The sequence below is a fragment of the Amycolatopsis sp. NPDC051371 genome (assembly GCF_040682155.1).
In the GTDB taxonomy this organism is placed as follows: Bacteria; Actinomycetota; Actinomycetes; order Mycobacteriales; family Pseudonocardiaceae; genus Amycolatopsis.
Map to the genome: position 1 here is coordinate 15,673 of NZ_JBFBAG010000082.1, position 15,945 is coordinate 31,617.

The following is a 15,945-nucleotide window of genomic DNA, read 5'->3' on the forward strand; positions in this document are numbered from 1 at the left end:
AAACAACGCCCGGCCCAGGCGCATTTCCGCCGGCGGAACGGGTAACCGGCGGCGAGTCCGCGGAAGGAGCCGCCCATGTCCGACGGCCCGCCCACGATGGGCGTCGAAGAGGAGTTCCTGCTGGTCAACCCGCGCACCGGGCACGCGTCGGCGTGCGCGGAGCAGGTGCTGGCGCGCTACCACCACCACGGCCCGCTGCCGGACGGCGTCGCGGTGCACCCCGAACTGCGGCTCACACAGATCGAGGCCGCCAGCGGCGTCTGCACCACCGCCGGCGAGCTGCGTGACCAGCTGACGGCGGCCCGCCGGGTGCTGGCCGGGGCCGCCGCGGCCGAGGACTGCGCGCTGCTGGCCACCGGCACACCGCTCGGCCCCGGACCGGCCACCCCGCCGCCCGCGGCGACGGGCCGGTACGCCGACATCGACGCCGCCTACGGCGCGGTGGTCGCGGACTACGAAGCCTGCGGCTGCCACGTCCACGTCGGGGTGCCCGACCCCGACACCGCGGTCGCGGTCGTCAACCACCTCGGCCGCTGGCTGCCCACGCTGCTCGCCCTCTCGGCCAACGCGCCGTTCGACCACGGACGCGACACCGGCTACCACAGCTGGCGGATGGTCCTGCAGTCCCGCTTCCCCGGTTCCGGCGTCGCACCGCACTTGCGGGACCACGCCGAATACCGCCGGGCGGTAGACACGCTCGTCGAGTGCGGCGCGCTCGTCGACCCGGACCAGACGTTCTGGCTCGCCCGCCCGTCCGGCCGGTTCCCGACGGTCGAGCTCCGCGTCGCCGACACCGCGCTGACCGTCGACCACGCCGTGCTGCAGGCCCTCCTGAGCCGGGCGCTGGTGCGGCGCGCGCTCGACGACCTCTCCCGCGGGCGGGAAGCCGCACCGCTGTCCCCACAGGTCGCCGCGGCGGCGGTGTGGGCGGCGGCGCGCCACGGGCTGACCGGCCCGCTCGTCGACGCGCTCGACGAGACGCGCCGGCCGGCGTGGACGCTGGTCGAAGCCCTGCTCGAGCACGTCCGGACGGCGCTGGCGGAGAGTGGCGACCTGATCGAGGTCCAGGCGCTCGTCGCCGCGCTGCGTGCGGACGGGACCGGCTCGGCGCAGCAGCGCGCGGTGGCCGGGCGCGGGACGGCGGCCGCGGTGCGGTGGCTCACCGCGCGGACCGTGCCCGCCGGGCATGGAACACGGCTCACCGGGTAGTCCACGACCATGACGACCTTCACCGCCACCGCGACCACCTTGCCGGCCGGCCGCGGCCCGCTTTCGGAGTCGGTGCTGCGGACCATCCTTCGCACCCAGCCGAAGGCGGACCTCGACTTCGACGGCCTGGCGGATGCCGACCCGCTCGGCGACGACCTCCAGCTCGCCCTGCACCTGTGCTACGAACTGCACTACCAGGGCCTCCCGGGCGTGTCGGCCGACTGGGAGTGGGACCCGGAGCTGCTGCGCCTGCGCGGCGCGCTGGAGGCACGTTTCCTGGCCGCGCTGCGGGAAAACGTGCCGGGCGGCGACGACGTCCGGGCGGAGCTCGACGCGTTGCTCGTCGAACCGCTGGATGCCGAAGGGGTCTCGCACTTCTTGCGCGATCACGGCGACTGGGGCCAGGTGCGGGAGTACTTCACGCACCGCTCGATCTACCACCACAAGGAGGCCGACCCGCACGCGTGGGTGATCCCGCGGCTGCGCGGCCGCGCCAAGGCCGCGCTGGTGGCGGTGGAGTTCGACGAGTTCGGTGGCGGCCGCGCGGAGCTCGCCCACTCCCGCCTGTACGCCGACCTGCTGCGCGCGGCCGAACTGCCCGACGGGTACCTGGAGCTGATCGACCACGTGCCGGGCACGATGCTCGCGGTGGTCAACATGATGTCTGTGTTCGGCCTGCACCGGTCGCTGCGGGGCGCGCTGTGCGGCCACTTCGCGGCGGCGGAGATCACGACGGCGCCGTCGGCGACGCGGCTGGATCAGGCGTTGCGGCGGCTGGACGCACCCGAGACGTGCCGGTTCTTCTACACCGAGCACATCGAGGCGGACGCGGTCCACGAACAGGTGATGCGCCACGACGTCCTCGGCGGCCTGCTCGAGCAGGAGCCCGAGCTGGCCGCCGACGTCGTGTTCGGGATCCAGGCGACGGAGTTCCTGGAGGGCCGCTTCGGCGCGCGGCTGCTCGAAAGCTGGCGTGCCGGTGAGTCTTCGCTGCGCCGGCCGCTGCCGGTCTGACGAAAGGGGCGGCGACCTCCGTGAGGTCGCCGCCGTTCGTCATTCTTCCTGCGTCCGCACCCGTTTGCGGTGGCTCGTGTCGCAGAAGGGGAACCGCTTGCTCCGGCGGCACGCGCACACCGCGACCACGAACCGGTCGGACTTCACCACTTCGCCGTCCGGGGTGCACAGCTCGACCGGTCCTTCCACGAGGATCGGGCCGCCCTGGACCACCGTGACCCGGCGCGGACGCTCAGCGGTCGGCACGCAGCACCACCAGCTCCTCCATCCGCTGCCCCGGCTCGATGAGCCCGGCGGCTTCCAGGAACTCCGTCCGGCCGGCGAGGACCGGACCGAACGGGATGCGGGCGTGGCGATCCACCGAGGCCCGAAGCCCCTGTGCGGCCAGCATTTCGAGCGACCTGTCCACATTGGACAATCCCGACTGGACGAGCAGCATCGTCCCGCCGGGGCGCAGTAGCGCGCCCGCCTGGGCGCAAAGCGGGTCGAGGACCGCACGGCCCTCCGGACCCGCGTCCCAGCCGCGGGTCGACCGGACCGTCGGAGCCGGGGCCGGCACGTACGGCGGGTTGGCGACGACGACGTCGAACGGTCCCTCCCCCAGCGCGGTCGCGAGGTCGCCGCGGCGGGGGCGGACGCGCAGCCGCCGGGTGAACGCGTTGAGCCGCACCGACGCCAGCGCCCGGCGGGAAAGGTCCAGCGCCAGGACCGTTTCCGCGCCGAGGCGAGCCAGCGTGAGCGCCTGCGCGCCGGTGCCCGTGCAGAGGTCGAGGGCTCGCGCGCCGGGCGGGATCGCCAGCTCGCCGATCGCCGCGGCGAGCAAGGCGGTGTCCTCCTGGGGGCGGTAGACACCCGGCAGGCGCAGCAGCCGCGGGGCGGCCGGCACGGGCCGGTGGCCGACGGGCCGGGCGGCCAAGGGGCCCGGGCGGACGGGTTCCGCCGACGTGGTCATCTCGGTCTCCTTCACCTCGCCGCGGCCCGGCGCATTCGCCGGCGGACTACCGCGTCGCCCCCGGCTACCCGGCGAAGATCAGGGCAAACGCCACCGGTTGAAGCGGCTGCGGCGGGGTATCCGGGCCGGAAAGCACCACGAGGGAAGGCACCGAAATGACGTCCCAGGACCGCACCCAGCACCCGACCGACCCGGCGGAAGGCGCCCGCGGCGACGACCCGCACGGCGACACCCCGCAGGCGCAGCGTGAAACGCTCCGCGGCGAGCAGGGCACCTCGAGCGGCGACCAGCACGACGACAGCGACCCGCAGTCCGGCTGACATTCAGCGGATCGAAGGGCCGTGACCGGTACTAGCGGCTCACCACAGCTCGACGAGGCGCAACCGTGCTCGTGCGGTTGCGCCTCGGTCATATCCGCGGCCGGGTCACGCCCCCGCCGGCGTTTCCTCCATCATCAGCAGCGCTCCCTGGCTCTCCCCGTTCGCCCCGCGCAGTGCGCTGCACCGCAGGTGGACCACGGTGGACCGGCCGCGCCGGTTGATCGCTTCCAGCTTGATCTCGCTGTGGAACGTCGCGTCCGCCAGCGCGTCGCGGACCGCCGGGCGCAGTTCGGCGAGCGGCAGGCCGATGTCGAGGTTCAGCAGGTGCCGCCCCTCGGCCTCCTCCCGGCGGACGCCCCACAGGTCCTCGGCGCCGCGGTTCCAGGCCTTCACGCGCATCTCCCGGTCGACCACCACGATGCCGGCCTTGATCGAGGTCAGCACCGACTCGAGGAACTCGTTGACCTCGTCGAGGTCGAGGCTGCGCTCGCGCAGCGCGTCGTTGATCGTCTGGAGCTCGTCGTTGGTCGACTGGAGCTCCTCGTTCATCGTCTCCAGCTCCTCGTTGGTGGACTGGAGCTCCTCGTTCGTGGTCTCCAGCTCCTCCACGGTCGATTGGAGTTCCTCGTTGGTGGTCTCGAGCTCCTCGTTCGTCGACTGCAGCTCTTCGTACGCCGACTCGAGCTGGCGGTTGGTGTGCTCCAGCTCGGTGAGCAGCTGCCGCGCCCAGCTGACGTCGTGGAACACCACCGACACGCCGAGCAGCTTCTTGTCCTTGCCCAACAACGGGTTGATGTGGACTTCGTACCAGACGACCTCGCCGGCCCGGCGCCACTCGACGTCCTTGATCCGCAGCGACCGCCGCTCCAGCCGCGCCTGCTCGACGTACGCGCGCAGCGCCACCGGGCGGTAGGACACGTCGAGGTCGCGCAGCGGACGGCCGATGTCGCGTTCGGACAGTCCGAACGCGACCTCCGCCTGCGCGTTGACCAGCGCGGTGAGCTCGTCCTCGGTCACCACGATCTGGGCCACCGGGCTCGCCGAGAAGGCGTGCTCGCGCAGCTCGTCGAGCCCGGAGATGTCGTGGTTGCGGCGCTGCGGGAAGCCCGGCGAGACGAAGTGGTTGTAGCTGACCGGCGCGTTGACAGCCTTGCGGAACACCCGGCGCTTGAGGTCGAGGGGTTCGAAGATCCGGGCGTGCGAGAGCAGCATCTCGGCCTTGCCGAGGAAGAGCATGCCCTTGAGCGCCAGCGCGAAGTGGAACCGCTCGAGGATCTTCGTCTGCGTCTCGGCGTTGAAGTACATCAGGGTGTTGCGGCAGACCAGCAGGTCGATGCGCGAGATCGGCGCGTCCTGGACCAGGTCGTTGCGCCCGAAGATCACCGAGCGCCGCATGTCCTTGCGGAAGCAGTAGCGGCTGCCCTGCAGCTCGAAGTACTGCTCCAGCTGCCCTTCGCTGAGCCCTTCGACCTCGGCCGGGGTGTAGGCGGCGTGCCGGGCCTGGACCAGTGCCTCGTCGTCGACGTCGGTGGCGTAGATCTTGACCCGCTGGCGGAACGCCTCGATCCCGAGGGCGTCGGCGAACAGCATCGCGAGGCTGTAAGCCTCCTGTCCACCCGCGCAGCCGGCGCTCCACACCCGGATCGGCTCCTCCGGGCTGCGCTCGGCCAGCAGGCCGGGCAGCACGTGCTCACGCAGGTACTCCCACGCGTCGGGGTCGCGGAAGAACCCGGTGACATTGATGAGGATCGTGTTGAACAGCGCGACGAACTCCTCGGAGTTCACCTGGAGCTGATCGATGTACTCCGTGTAGCTGTCGATGCCGATCTGGGTCATCCGCCGACGGACGCGCCGCATCAGGCTGCTGCGCTTGTAGCCGGTGAAGTCGAAGCCCCGTGACTCCTTCAAATAGGCCAGCACCGACTCGAATTCGCCGTTGGGTTCCTTGGGCTCCGTCACGGTCTGACACGGTACCCGGCGGCGTGGCCGCTGCGAGGGGCGGCACGCCTGGTGAGCACGGCCCAGACGGTCTTGCCGCCCGACCAGGAGCGGCTGCAGCCCCACACCCGCGCCACCTGGGCGATCATGCGGAGGCCGAGCCCCGGTTCGAGGGCTCCGAGCCGCTCCAGCATGACCGCCGCACGCGGGCTGTCGTCACTGACCGCGACGCTCAGGATGCCGCGCCGCAACTCGAGCCGCAGCCGCGGCGGCGACTCGGTGTGCCGGATGGCGTTCTCGACGAGCTCCGTCGCGATCAGGAGCGCGTCGTCGGTGAAGGCCGCCACGTCCCACTCGGCGCACACCCGCCGGACGAAGTCGCGGGCGAGCGCCGACGAGTTCGCCGAGCGGGCGAGCATCTGGGCGGCTCGGCGACGCGGCGGCCGGGACAGCAGGTGCTCGGCCGTCTCGCGGTCTTCGTGCACCGGCACGAACCGGTCGACGAGCCGGTCGGCGAACATCGTCCGGTGCTCGGGGCGGCCGGTGACCACGGTGAAGGGAATGCCCGGCCAGTCCCCGATCCGCATGGCGATCAAGGAGAACACGGTCACGAGCGCCGCGTCGTCGATGTCCAGCCCGTCGATGTCGGCGATGAGCCCGTCGGGGGATTCCGTGGCGATCTTGAGCAGCCCGTCCCGCAGGTCGGGGTACGAATCCAGGTTCAGCGCCCCGGTGACGAGCGCGGTGGTCGCCCCGCCCCGGTACTGCGGTACCAGGTGCACCTGTCCGGAAGCGGGGTTCACGGTGAGGTCTCGACCTCCGAGTCCGGGTCCGCCGACAGGGAGAACAAGAACTTCCGCAGTGTCTCCGCCGCCTCGGCGCATTCCTTCGCGGTGGTGGCGTACCGGTCGGCGAGCATGCCGTGGTTGCGGTGCTCCGAGTCCCTCCGCAGGCGCCGCACCAGCGAGGCCTTCTCGTCGAGCGAGCGCAACGCCGTCCACAACGCTCGCTGGAACTCGGTGTCCTGCGCGCCGAGCAGGGCTTCGGCGGACCAGGCGTGCCCGATCCGGCAGCGGTACTGGCCGGCCGTGTCGACTTCCATCAGGGCCCCTTGGCAATCCGGGCACGTGAACCCGGAGGGCGGGAGGTCTTCGTCGGGCACCACGGATCCCAGCCGCACACCGTCCCGGGCGATCCGGTCCTCGAGCAGCAGGGCGGCCGAAAGTTGCGGGGCGGCGGCCTCTTCCACCGGCCGCCGGACGAGCTTGTCCAGCGCCGGGCCGATCTCGGCCGCCGGCAGGACGCACTCCGCGTCCACCAGGGCCAGCGCGTTCTCCGGCATGCCCGCGTACAAGGCGTCGACCGGGTCCTGCACCACCGCCAGCCCGCCGCGGTCGACGATGGAGCGCAGACCCAGCGCTCCGTCGTCGAGCGTGCCGGACAGGATCACGCCGATCGCCCGGGGTCCGGCCGTCACCGCGGCGGAGCGGAAGGTCGCGTTGATCGCCGGCCGGTGCCCGTTCTCCGTCGGCCCGCGGGTCAGCACCAGCGAACCGTCGTCGGTGAGCAAGTGGCGATCCGGCGTCGCGACGTGGATGACGCCGGGCTGCAGCGGCGCCCCGTGGGTGGCGGGGAACGCCGGCAACGGCCCGGCGCGATCGAGGATCAGCGGCAGCGCGCTGCGGCTTCCCGGGGAGAGGTGCATGACCACCAGGATCGCCGCGGGGAAGTCCGCGGGCAGCGACCCGGCCAACGCCCGCAGGGCTTCGACCCCGCCGGCGGACGCGCCGACGACCACGACGTCCCGCTGGATTGCGGGCACGGTCACCACCTCCTCTCACCCACGGTAGACCCCGCGTCTCTCCACGGGTAGCCCGCCGGTGGCCGGAGGAAACCCGATGGTTACTCCTCGCCGAACTCGAACGGCAGCGCGTCCACGCACGCCTGGTACTTCTGCGCCATCTCGTGCTCGGTGTGCGCGGCCACGAACAGCTGCGCCAGCTCGAAGCTGTAGCTGTCCTGCTCCGGCAGGTCCGACAGCCGCTGCCCCACCTCGGGCACGATCTCGATCTGGGTACCGTCGACGCGTTCCTGGATCGTCGCGATCTCTTCGGGGGTCGGCACGCGCGTCACGACGCCGTCTTCGAACCGGCGTAGGTACCACTTGCCGGCGATCTGGTACTTCCCCTTGCTGGGCCGACGGCCGGGGTCCTGGCCCAAGCCCAAGCGCACCATGATCTCGTGGTTGGCGACGCCGTCGACGAACTCGAACAGCTCGGCGTGCGACTGCGAGTGCCGCGGGTTGATCTCCAGCAGGGCCACCTGGCCCGACTCGGGGTCGCAGAAGAACTCGATGCTGAAGGTGCCGTTGTCGTAGCCGATCCGCTTCATCACCCGCTCGGCCACCTCGCCCATCCGCCGGACGGGCTCCTCGCACAGCTGCGACGGGTACTGGTGGCGCAGGAACGACGAGCTGTCCGGGTAGTTGATCGAGTCGAGGGCACCGTAGACGACGACTTCGCCGTGGTACACGTAGCCCTCCACGGCGGCCTGCACGCCGTGCAGGGCTTCCTCGGCCAGGCACGCCGCGCCGCCGACCCGGGCGATCTCCGGCGGCAGCTGCACCTGGTCGAGGACGTAGCCGAACGGCTCCCCGACTCTGGCGACGCCGGCGCGGATCTCGTCGACCGCGCCGGCGAACTCGGCCTCGTCGCGAGCCTTGAACGCGAGTTCGGAGGAGAACGACTTGACCGGCTTGAGCCACATCGGGAAGCCGACGCCCTCGGGCGGCACCGGTCGCTCGCCGTCGAGGTCGACGATGCCGAAGTTCGGCAGCTCGTCGATCACCTCGCGCTGTTCCAGCCGGCTCCAGTACTTGTGCTCGCACTTGAGGACGGCTTCCAGCGACAGGCTGGGCAGGCCGTAGCGGGCGCACAGGATCGGGACGAGCGTCGCCGCCGGGAAGTCCCAGTAGGTGACGATCGCGGCGACGTCGCCGTCGAAGGCGTCGAGCTGGTGCTGCGCGGTCTTCAGCAGCGCCTCGAAGTCGATCTCGCCGTGTTGCAGCTCTTCCGGGGTCAGCAGGCCGTGGAAGTCGTAGGTCCCCGCCAAGGGCAGGCGGTCCAGAACACGCTGGTTCTCCTCGTCCAGTCCGACTACGAAGATGTTGGTACTCATGCCGGGAGGCCTACCCGGCACCCCTGGGCCGAAACGGTCCGTACGGCCGAGTTTCGGCGTGCCGGGAGCGGGCATCCCGCGCGCATGGCCGCACTGCCCGCACCGCTTTCGCTCTGGGTCGACACCGCGCCCGCGCCGGACCGCACCGGGGTGCCGGTCCCCGCGGAGGCCGACGTCGCGGTGCTCGGGGCGGGCATCGCCGGCCTCACCACGGCGCTGCTGCTCGCCCGCGCCGGCCGCTCGGTCGTCGTGCTGGAGGCCGAGCGGGTCGCCGCCGGGGTGTCCGGCCACACGACGGCGAAGGTCAGTGCCCAGCACGGGGCGAAGTACGCGCAGCTGTCGTCCCGCCACGGCGCGAAGGCGGCCGAGACCTACGCCAAGTCGCAGACGACCGCGCTCGAGTGGATCGCGGCGACGGCGGCCGAACTCGGGATCGAGTGCGGCTTCACCCGCGAAGACAGCTACGTCTACACGACGCGGGAAGACACCGTCGACTCGCTCAAGCGCGAGGCGGACGCCGCCGCGGCAGCCGGCCTGCCCGCATCCTTCGTCGAAGACGTCACGCTCGAGGTGCCCGCGCTCGGCGCCGTCCGGACCACCGGGCAGGCGCACTTCCACCCGCGCCGGTGGCTGCTCGGCCTCGCCGCCGAGATCGAGCGCGCGGGCGGCACGGTCGTCGAACACGCCCGCGCGACGGCGCTGAACGGGCAGACCGTCCGCACCTCGCGCGGCGACGTCGTGGCGCGCGAGGTCGTCGTCACGACCCACTACCCCGTGCTCGACCGCGGCCTGTACTTCGCCCGGCTCGAACCGGTCCGCGACCTGGTCGTCGCGGGCCCGGCGGCCGGGAACGCCCCGCCGGACGGCATGTTCCTCGACGCCGACACGCACCACTCCGTGCGCGGGTACACCGAAGCGGGCACGCCGATGGTGATCGCGGGCGGCGAGCACTACCGCGTCGGGGCCCACGTGCACGTCGAGCGCCGGTACCAGCGGCTCGCGGACTGGGCGGACACGCACGCGGGCCTGCACCGCGTGACCCACCGCTGGTCCGCCCACGACATGTCCACTCCGGACGGCGTGCCCTACATCGGCCGGTACCTGCCGGGGACGAAGAACCTCTGGGTGGCCACCGGCTTCGGCCAGTGGGGCATGACCGGCGGCACCGCTGCCGGACACGTCCTCGCGGCGCGGATCCTCGGCGAGCCGCACCCGGCGGCGGACCTGTTCGACCCCAACCGCTTCGACGCCCGTTCGGTGCTCGGCGTGGCCGAAGACAACCTCACCGTCGCCCGGTACCTGATCGGCGACCATGTCGCCGCGCTGTGGCGGTCGGAAAAGCTCGACGACCTGCGGCCCGGCGACGCGGAGGTCGTCCGCGTCGGCGGGGAGCTCCTCGCCGCCCACCGCGACGACGCCGGTCAGCTGCACACCGTCGGCGCGCACTGCACGCACCTCGGCTGCCTGGTTTCGTTCAACGACGCGGAAAAGACCTGGGACTGCCCCTGCCACGGTTCGCGGTTCGGCGTCGACGGCGAAGTCGTGCAAGGCCCGGCGGTCCGCCCGCTGCGCCGCGGCCCCGCGTGAGCCGCCTGCGCGTCCTCACGATAAACGTGCCGGTGCCGGAGTACGCCTTCCGGCCGGAGAGGCGCCGGCTCCTCGCCGGGCGGCTGCGGGGCCCTGGAGCCGGACGTCGTCGCCCTGCAGGAGGTCGGTCGGCGAGACCCATGAGATCGACCGCCCGGCCGGGCGGTCGATCCGGCCGGCCGGGTGCGCCACGGTCGTCGCGCGGGTGCCGGCACCGCCGCCGTGGGGTCCACTGTGGATGGTCCACCGCTCGCCGTCGCCGGGTGCCGGCGGGTGCTGGTGGACGCGATCGACGGCGTCCAGGCGAGTGATTACTACGGCCTGTTCGCCGAGCTGACCGTCCCGCCGCACCCGCCCGGCGCCTGGCCGAGCTAGCCGGACGCGAGCTTCTTGGCCGCGTCGTAGAGCAGGTGCAGGACGTCGGCCGCGCCGACGGCCGTCAGCACCGTGGCCGCGAGCCGCGTCGGCTTCGGCGCCATGACCAGGCCCGCGGCCAGCCCGGTGCCGATCCAGACGTCCAGGCAGAACGGGCACGACACCAGCTCGCCGACCGCGTGCCCGGCGTGGCCCTCGGCGGGGACGGACTCGTTCAGCTCGTCCTCCCCTGCGGGTTCCTCGTAGCGCGTGAACGGCGCCCGTAGCGGGCTGGTGATGGCCGCCTTGGCCAGCATCCGGCTCGCCTTGAAGGTGGCCGTGCCCAACAGCACCGTGTCGGCGGCGCCGACCCGGCGCGGCAGCCGGGCGCCGACGACGCGGCCCAGCGCCGTCAACCCGCCGACGAAGGCGCCGTACGCGCCCATGGCGCCGACGTAACCGGCCAGCGGGCGGTCGGCGTCGCCCGCGTAATCGCGCTGCACCTGCTTCGCCTTGGCCGAGATGTCCTTGACGACGCTCATGCGTCCGCCGATCCGGGCTTCATCATCTTGCCCTGCTGCTTCGCCTTGGCCTCGTCGGGCAGCACGCGTGAGGCGGCCGCCTGGAGCTTGTTCTTCGCCATGCCCGCGACGACCTTGTCCTCGCCGGCCATCAGCGCTTCGTACCCGGCTTCGGCGATCTCGGCCGCCGAGTCCTTGTCGCCCGCGGCGAGCTTGGTGTCCTCCATGTCGGCGCGCTCGAAGAACTCCGTGTCGGTCGGGCCCGGCAGCAGCGCCGTCACGGTGACGCCCTTGTCCTTCACCTCGCCGCGCAGGCCTTCGGCGAACGACGTCAGGAACGCCTTCGAAGCGGCGTAGACCGCCTGGTAGGGCGCCGGGGACGTGCCGGCGATCGACGACGTGAACAGCACCCGGCCGTGGCCGCGCCCGATCATGCCGGGCACGACCCGCTTCGTCAGGTGCACGGCCGAGCGCACGTTGAGGTCGACGACGGTCAGCTGGTCCTCCAGCAGGGTGTCGCCCGCGAACTCGCCGTTGATGCCGACGCCGGCGTTGACGGCCAGTGCCTCGACCGGACGGCCGGCCAGCCGCCGGACGAGCTCCTCGACCCCCTCGGCGGCGGCGAGGTCGGTCCGGACGGCCTCGACCTCGGCCCCGCAGGCGCGGACCTGGTCGGCGGCCGTGGCCAGCTCGTCGTCCTCGGCGGCCAGCACGAGGTCGAAGTCGTGCCGGGCGAACTGCTTCGCCAGCTCGAACCCGATTCCGCTGGACGCGCCGGTGACGACGGCCAGGGGCTTGGTGGCGGTGGTCATGCGACCGCTCCTTTCCGGTTGGTCTCCCCGGCGTACCCGGGCCGGCGGCCGGCAATCATGGTTTCCCGGTACGCGGGGCGGGTATTTCGCGGCGATGGGACGCACCAGACTCCGCCGCAGCGACCTGCACGGCCCCGGCATCCGGCGGATCCGCCGCGGCCGCGGGTTCTCCTACGCCACGGCCGACGGCGAGCCGGTCACCGATCCGGAGCTGCTCGACCGGATCAAGAACCTGGTCATCCCGCCGGCCTGGCGGAAAGTGTGGATCTGCCCGTACCCGAACGGGCACATCCAGGCCGTCGGGACCGACGACGCGGGGCGGCGCCAGTACCTCTACCACGAGCAGTGGCGCCGCGACCGCGACGAGGAGAAGCACGATCGCGTGCTGGCGATGGCTCGTCGGCTGCCCGAGTGGCGGGCGGCGGTCGAGGCCGACCTCGCCGGGTCCGGCCTCACCCGGAAGCGGGTCCTCGCGGCGGCGCTGCGGATGCTCGACCGGGGAATCTTCCGGACCGGCGGCGAGGAGTACGCGGAGGAGAACGGCACCCACGGCGCCGCGACGCTGCTGCGCTCCCACGTGGCGGTCCGCGGCGACGAGTGCCGGTTCTGCTACGTCGCCAAGGGCGGTCTCGACCGTGAGGTGGCCATCCGGGACTCCGCCTTGGCCACGGTGCTGAAGTCGCTGCTGCGCAGCCGGCCGGACAGCGACCGGCTGCTCGTCTACCGCGAGGGCCGGACCTGGCACGAGGTGCACGCGGCCGACATCAACGAGCGGTTCAAGGAGCTGGCCGGCGACGACTGCACCGCGAAGGACCTGCGCACGTGGAACGCGACGGTGCTGGCGGCGGCCGCGTTCGCCGCCGCGGAGGCTCCGGCTTCGAAGGCCGCGCAGAAGCGCGCGGAGGCCGGAGTGATGAAGGAGGTTTCGAAGGCGCTCGGCAACACCCCGGCCGTGTGCCGGTCGTCCTATGTGGACCCGAGACTGGTCGAGGCGTACCGCGCCGAGCGCACGATCGCGCCGGCGCTGAAGCGGGCGGCCCGCGTCGACGGGGACGACGCGCGGGCGGTGCTGGAGAGGGCGTGCGCGCGGTTGCTCAGCCGCGCGTGATTGAACATCACCCGGCCGGGGAACCCGGCGGGCGATTCCGAGCCGGCGAGTGACAGGAGACACGGTGAGTGAACGTCGATCCACCCGTCCGTGTACTGGCCCGCCGACCCGTTCGTCCGGGAACCTGGGACTGATGAATCCCGACGCTACTTCCGTGCGCTGGCGCGCGTCGATCGGCCTCGCGGTCGGCGGCGACGGGCCGGTGTCGAGCATCGTCGAATCCGACCACGGGAGCGAGGGCTCGGCCCGGGAGTGGATCGAGCGGAAACTGCCCGGAACGAGGTTCCCGGCGTGGATCCCGGCGGCCCGGCGCGCCGATGGCGTGGAGTTGTTCGGCCGGGTGGCCCGCGGGCGCGTGGTGACGGGACGGCTGCTGCCGACGTGGGAGTCCGAGGAGACCCAGGTGTGGCACGCGGACCGCGCCGGGGATCAGGTGCAATGGCGCCGCTGCGCGGCCGAGAGCGACGAGCGCTGACGGCTGGTCGTGCCGGCCTCGCCCGGACACGTCATGAAAGAGTCGTTCACCGCTTAGGGCGTGAGGATGGCTTCCTGCGCCGCGACGGGCCTTGGCCTCCGGTCGGCCGCGCGGCCGACCGAACGTCAGGCCCCCACGTCCTTGCGCAGCAAGCAGAACTCGTTCCCTTCCGGGTCCTGCAGCACTTCCCAGGACTCGCTGCCGTCCTGACCGACGTCCGCCGGCCGCGCGCCCAAGGCCAGCAGCCGGGCCAGCTCCGTCTCCTGGTCGGTCCCCGCCGGACTCACGTCCAGGTGCAACGGCAGCTTCCCGCGGCGGGGGTTCTCCGTCCGGGCCAGCACCAACGTCGGCGGCCCGTCGCCGAAGCGGCCGCCGGGCGGGCCCAGCTCGAGGCCGTCGGGCTCGTGGCCGACGACCTCGTAGCCGAGCACCGCGCACCAGAACTCCGCGAGCCGGTCGGGGTCCCGGCAATCCAGCACGAGTTCGGTGATCCGGCAGGCCATCCGCTCAGCTCCGTTCGGCTTCCCTCGCCACGTCCGCGGCTTCGTCGTCGTCCATCGCCTTCGTGTCGCGCGGCGGCAGGAACGGCTCTTCCTGGTCCTCCCCGCGCCCCGCTTCGATCGTGCGCCCGCGGGCCACTTCGGCGTCCAGCTCCGCCCCCAGCAGCACCGCGAGGTTCGAGATCCACAACCATACAAGGAACACGATCACCCCGGCCAGCGAACCGTAGGTCTTGTTGTAGGAGCCGAAGTTCGCGACGTACAGCGCGAAGCCCGCCGACGCCAGCACCCACAGCACCACGGCCACCAGCCCGCCCGGCGTCAGCCACTTGAACCCCGGCTGCCGCACGTTCGGGCCCACCCAGTACAGCAGCGCGAACGCCAGGCTGACGAGCAGCGCGATGACCGGCCACTTCGCGATCTCCCACACCAGGACCCCGGTCGAGCCGAGGCCGATCATGTCGCCGATTCGGCGGGCGACCGTGCCGGTCGCCACCACGCCCAGCGCGCACGCCGCCAGCAGGACGACGATGCCGATCGTCAGCGCGATCCGCAGGGGGATCGTCTTCCAGATCGGGCGTCCCTCGGGCATGCCGTAGATGGAGTTCGACGCGCGCATGAACGCGCCGACGTAGCCGGACGCCGACCACAGCGCGCCGATCAGGCCGATGATCGCCAGCGGCCCGGCCAGGCTGCGCGAGCCGGCCAGCTCCTTGATCGCGCCGACGAGGATGTCCTTGCCCTGCCCGGGAACGACCTGGTTGATGTTGTCGATCACGGTCTGGATCGCGGCCGGGCCCAGCAGACCGAGGATCGCCGTGAGCACGATGATGCCCGGGAACAGCGACAACACGGCGTAGTAGGTGAGCGCCGCCGCCCAGTCGGTCAGGTTGTCCCGGTTGAACTGCTTGAAGGTGCGCTTGAGCACCCCACCCCACGTCCCCTTGGACAGCTCGCCCGGCCCTTCGGGCTCTTTCCGTCGTCTGGCCACGGTCGCCACCTCCTGCTTCGTCGGCGCGGGCATACCCCGTCCGCGACGGGGTACTCCTGGTCCGTCCCGAGAAGCAGGAGGAAGCCGTGACCGAGGTCAGCCGCGTGATCGACGTCCCGCCCGAGGCCGTGTTCGAGGTCCTCGCCGACGGCTGGCTGTACGCCGGCTGGGTGGTCGGGAGCTCGCACATCCGTGACGTCGAGCTGGAATGGCCGGCGGTGGGCTCCCGGATCCACCACAGCGTGGGCCCGTGGCCGGTGCACATCCAGGACGAGACGGTGGTGACGGCGGTCGAGCCGGGGATTTCGCTGTCCCTGGAGGCGCGCGGCTGGCCACTGGGCGCGGCGGCGGTCGCGCTGACGCTCGTGCCCCACGGCGAGGGGACCCTGGTCCGGATGACCGAGCACATCGTCCGCGGGCCGGGGAAGGTCCTGCCGGCGGCGGTGCAGTCGCTCCTGATCAAGCCGCGCAACACTGAGTCTTTGGCTCGGCTGGCGGATCTGGCGACGGGCAAGCACGCCCGCGCGAAGAGCGGCCACCCGCGGCCCTAAAGGCGGGCCGAGTGACGTGAACGACTCGTTCGTGCCGCCAGACGACCTGAACGGGTCGTTCATTACGTGCGCGAGACGAATCCCGCGCCCGTCGAGAGTTCACTCGCGGCTGTGGCGTCCGCTCCTTGGCCGCGCACCATGGAGAGCGCCACCCGCGGCTGTAAGCCGCCGTCGGCTCGCACCGCCGCCCCTTTGAAGGTCGCGAATGACTCTTTCGAGGCCTCCCGCGTCGCGAATGACTCATTCGCGACGCTGCGCGAAGGTGGAGCTTCGCTCGCACCGCCGCCCCGCCAGGGGTCCGCGCCCGCCCCGCCAAAGGTCTTGAATGACTCATTCAGGTCTGGGCTTGACCCGTTTTGGCAGACACCTCCGATCAGGGGCGCAAGCCCCTGGAAGGGATGTCCCTCATCATGGAACCCATGGCCAAGAAGAAGCC

The 15,945-nt window shown here is 72.0% G+C and carries 19 protein-coding genes; 8 read left to right on the forward strand and 11 right to left on the reverse strand.

Annotated features, from left to right (window positions below; all coding sequences use genetic code 11):
• Positions 1–75 precede the first annotated feature (75 nt).
• Positions 76–1,209 carry a glutamate--cysteine ligase gene (locus AB0M59_RS51460; RefSeq protein WP_364631088.1) on the forward strand — a complete coding sequence of 378 codons (1,134 nt, stop codon included), beginning with the start codon at positions 76–78 and terminating at the stop codon, positions 1,207–1,209.
• A 9-nt stretch (positions 1,210–1,218) separates the two neighbouring features.
• The gene (locus AB0M59_RS51465; RefSeq protein ID WP_364631091.1) at positions 1,219–2,223 is read left to right on the forward strand and encodes an iron-containing redox enzyme family protein; all 1,005 of its coding nucleotides are present in this window, start codon (positions 1,219–1,221) and stop codon (positions 2,221–2,223) included.
• A 39-nt stretch (positions 2,224–2,262) separates the two neighbouring features.
• Here AB0M59_RS51465 and AB0M59_RS51470 read toward each other — a convergent pair whose 3' ends face one another.
• A complete protein-coding gene (locus AB0M59_RS51470) occupies positions 2,263–2,469 on the reverse strand; it encodes a CDGSH iron-sulfur domain-containing protein (RefSeq protein WP_364631094.1) in 207 nt (68 codons plus the stop codon).
• Positions 2,456–3,175 carry a methyltransferase gene (locus tag AB0M59_RS51475; RefSeq protein ID WP_364631097.1) on the reverse strand — a complete coding sequence of 240 codons (720 nt, stop codon included), beginning with the start codon at positions 3,173–3,175 and terminating at the stop codon, positions 2,456–2,458. The genes AB0M59_RS51470 and AB0M59_RS51475 overlap by 14 nt, the downstream gene beginning before the upstream one ends.
• A 155-nt stretch (positions 3,176–3,330) precedes the next feature.
• Between AB0M59_RS51475 and AB0M59_RS51480 the strand changes: the two genes are divergently transcribed.
• Positions 3,331–3,495, forward strand: coding sequence for a hypothetical protein (locus AB0M59_RS51480; protein ID WP_364631100.1), 165 nt, complete (start codon positions 3,331–3,333; stop codon positions 3,493–3,495).
• 105 nt (positions 3,496–3,600) lie between these two features.
• Here AB0M59_RS51480 and AB0M59_RS51485 read toward each other — a convergent pair whose 3' ends face one another.
• The 4 genes from AB0M59_RS51485 to AB0M59_RS51500 all read right to left on the reverse strand — a co-directional run bounded on the left by AB0M59_RS51485 (position 3,601) and on the right by AB0M59_RS51500 (position 8,610).
• Positions 3,601–5,454: a CheR family methyltransferase gene (locus tag AB0M59_RS51485; protein ID WP_364631103.1), complete on the reverse strand. Its 1,854-nt coding sequence runs from the start codon at positions 5,452–5,454 to the stop codon at positions 3,601–3,603.
• Positions 5,451–6,236: an ATP-binding protein gene (locus tag AB0M59_RS51490; protein WP_364631106.1), complete on the reverse strand. Its 786-nt coding sequence runs from the start codon at positions 6,234–6,236 to the stop codon at positions 5,451–5,453. Before AB0M59_RS51490 ends, AB0M59_RS51485 begins: the two co-directional genes overlap by 4 nt.
• Positions 6,233–7,264 (reverse strand): chemotaxis protein CheB, encoded by a 1,032-nt coding sequence (locus AB0M59_RS51495; RefSeq protein ID WP_364631109.1) that lies wholly within the window; start codon positions 7,262–7,264, stop codon positions 6,233–6,235. The genes AB0M59_RS51490 and AB0M59_RS51495 overlap by 4 nt, the downstream gene beginning before the upstream one ends.
• A 71-nt stretch (positions 7,265–7,335) precedes the next feature.
• Positions 7,336–8,610 (reverse strand): ATP-grasp domain-containing protein, encoded by a 1,275-nt coding sequence (locus AB0M59_RS51500; RefSeq protein WP_364631111.1) that lies wholly within the window; start codon positions 8,608–8,610, stop codon positions 7,336–7,338.
• 84 nt (positions 8,611–8,694) lie between these two features.
• Between AB0M59_RS51500 and AB0M59_RS51505 the strand changes: the two genes are divergently transcribed.
• Positions 8,695–10,197 (forward strand): FAD-dependent oxidoreductase, encoded by a 1,503-nt coding sequence (locus AB0M59_RS51505; RefSeq protein WP_364631114.1) that lies wholly within the window; start codon positions 8,695–8,697, stop codon positions 10,195–10,197.
• 234 nt (positions 10,198–10,431) lie between these two features.
• Positions 10,432–10,572, forward strand: coding sequence for a hypothetical protein (locus AB0M59_RS51510; protein ID WP_364631117.1), 141 nt, complete (start codon positions 10,432–10,434; stop codon positions 10,570–10,572).
• On the opposite strand, the gene AB0M59_RS51515 is transcribed toward AB0M59_RS51510, so the two are convergent.
• Positions 10,569–11,093 (reverse strand): DUF1360 domain-containing protein, encoded by a 525-nt coding sequence (locus tag AB0M59_RS51515; RefSeq protein ID WP_364631120.1) that lies wholly within the window; start codon positions 11,091–11,093, stop codon positions 10,569–10,571. The two genes, AB0M59_RS51510 and AB0M59_RS51515, sit on opposite strands and share 4 nt — an antisense overlap.
• The gene (locus AB0M59_RS51520) at positions 11,090–11,884 is read right to left on the reverse strand and encodes an SDR family NAD(P)-dependent oxidoreductase (protein ID WP_364631123.1); all 795 of its coding nucleotides are present in this window, start codon (positions 11,882–11,884) and stop codon (positions 11,090–11,092) included. Before AB0M59_RS51520 ends, AB0M59_RS51515 begins: the two co-directional genes overlap by 4 nt.
• 94 nt (positions 11,885–11,978) lie before the next feature.
• Here AB0M59_RS51520 and AB0M59_RS51525 point away from each other — a divergent pair, with 94 nt between their 5' ends.
• On the forward strand, positions 11,979–12,992 hold the full coding sequence (locus tag AB0M59_RS51525) for a DNA topoisomerase IB (RefSeq protein ID WP_364631126.1): 1,014 nt from the start codon (positions 11,979–11,981) through the stop codon (positions 12,990–12,992).
• A gap of 133 nt (positions 12,993–13,125) precedes the next feature.
• Positions 13,126–13,467: a hypothetical protein gene (locus AB0M59_RS51530; RefSeq protein WP_364631129.1), complete on the forward strand. Its 342-nt coding sequence runs from the start codon at positions 13,126–13,128 to the stop codon at positions 13,465–13,467.
• Positions 13,468–13,592: 125 nt separating this feature from the next.
• Here AB0M59_RS51530 and AB0M59_RS51535 read toward each other — a convergent pair whose 3' ends face one another.
• Positions 13,593–13,970 carry a VOC family protein gene (locus AB0M59_RS51535; protein ID WP_364631132.1) on the reverse strand — a complete coding sequence of 126 codons (378 nt, stop codon included), beginning with the start codon at positions 13,968–13,970 and terminating at the stop codon, positions 13,593–13,595.
• Between the two features lie 4 nt (positions 13,971–13,974).
• Positions 13,975–14,991, reverse strand: coding sequence for a YihY/virulence factor BrkB family protein (locus tag AB0M59_RS51540; protein ID WP_364631135.1), 1,017 nt, complete (start codon positions 14,989–14,991; stop codon positions 13,975–13,977).
• A gap of 53 nt (positions 14,992–15,044) precedes the next feature.
• Between AB0M59_RS51540 and AB0M59_RS51545 the strand changes: the two genes are divergently transcribed.
• The gene (locus AB0M59_RS51545) at positions 15,045–15,509 is read left to right on the forward strand and encodes an SRPBCC family protein (protein ID WP_364631137.1); all 465 of its coding nucleotides are present in this window, start codon (positions 15,045–15,047) and stop codon (positions 15,507–15,509) included.
• Positions 15,510–15,571: 62 nt separating this feature from the next.
• On the opposite strand, the gene AB0M59_RS51550 is transcribed toward AB0M59_RS51545, so the two are convergent.
• On the reverse strand, positions 15,572–15,945 hold a 374-nt coding region (locus AB0M59_RS51550), incomplete at its 5' end, for a hypothetical protein (protein ID WP_364631140.1).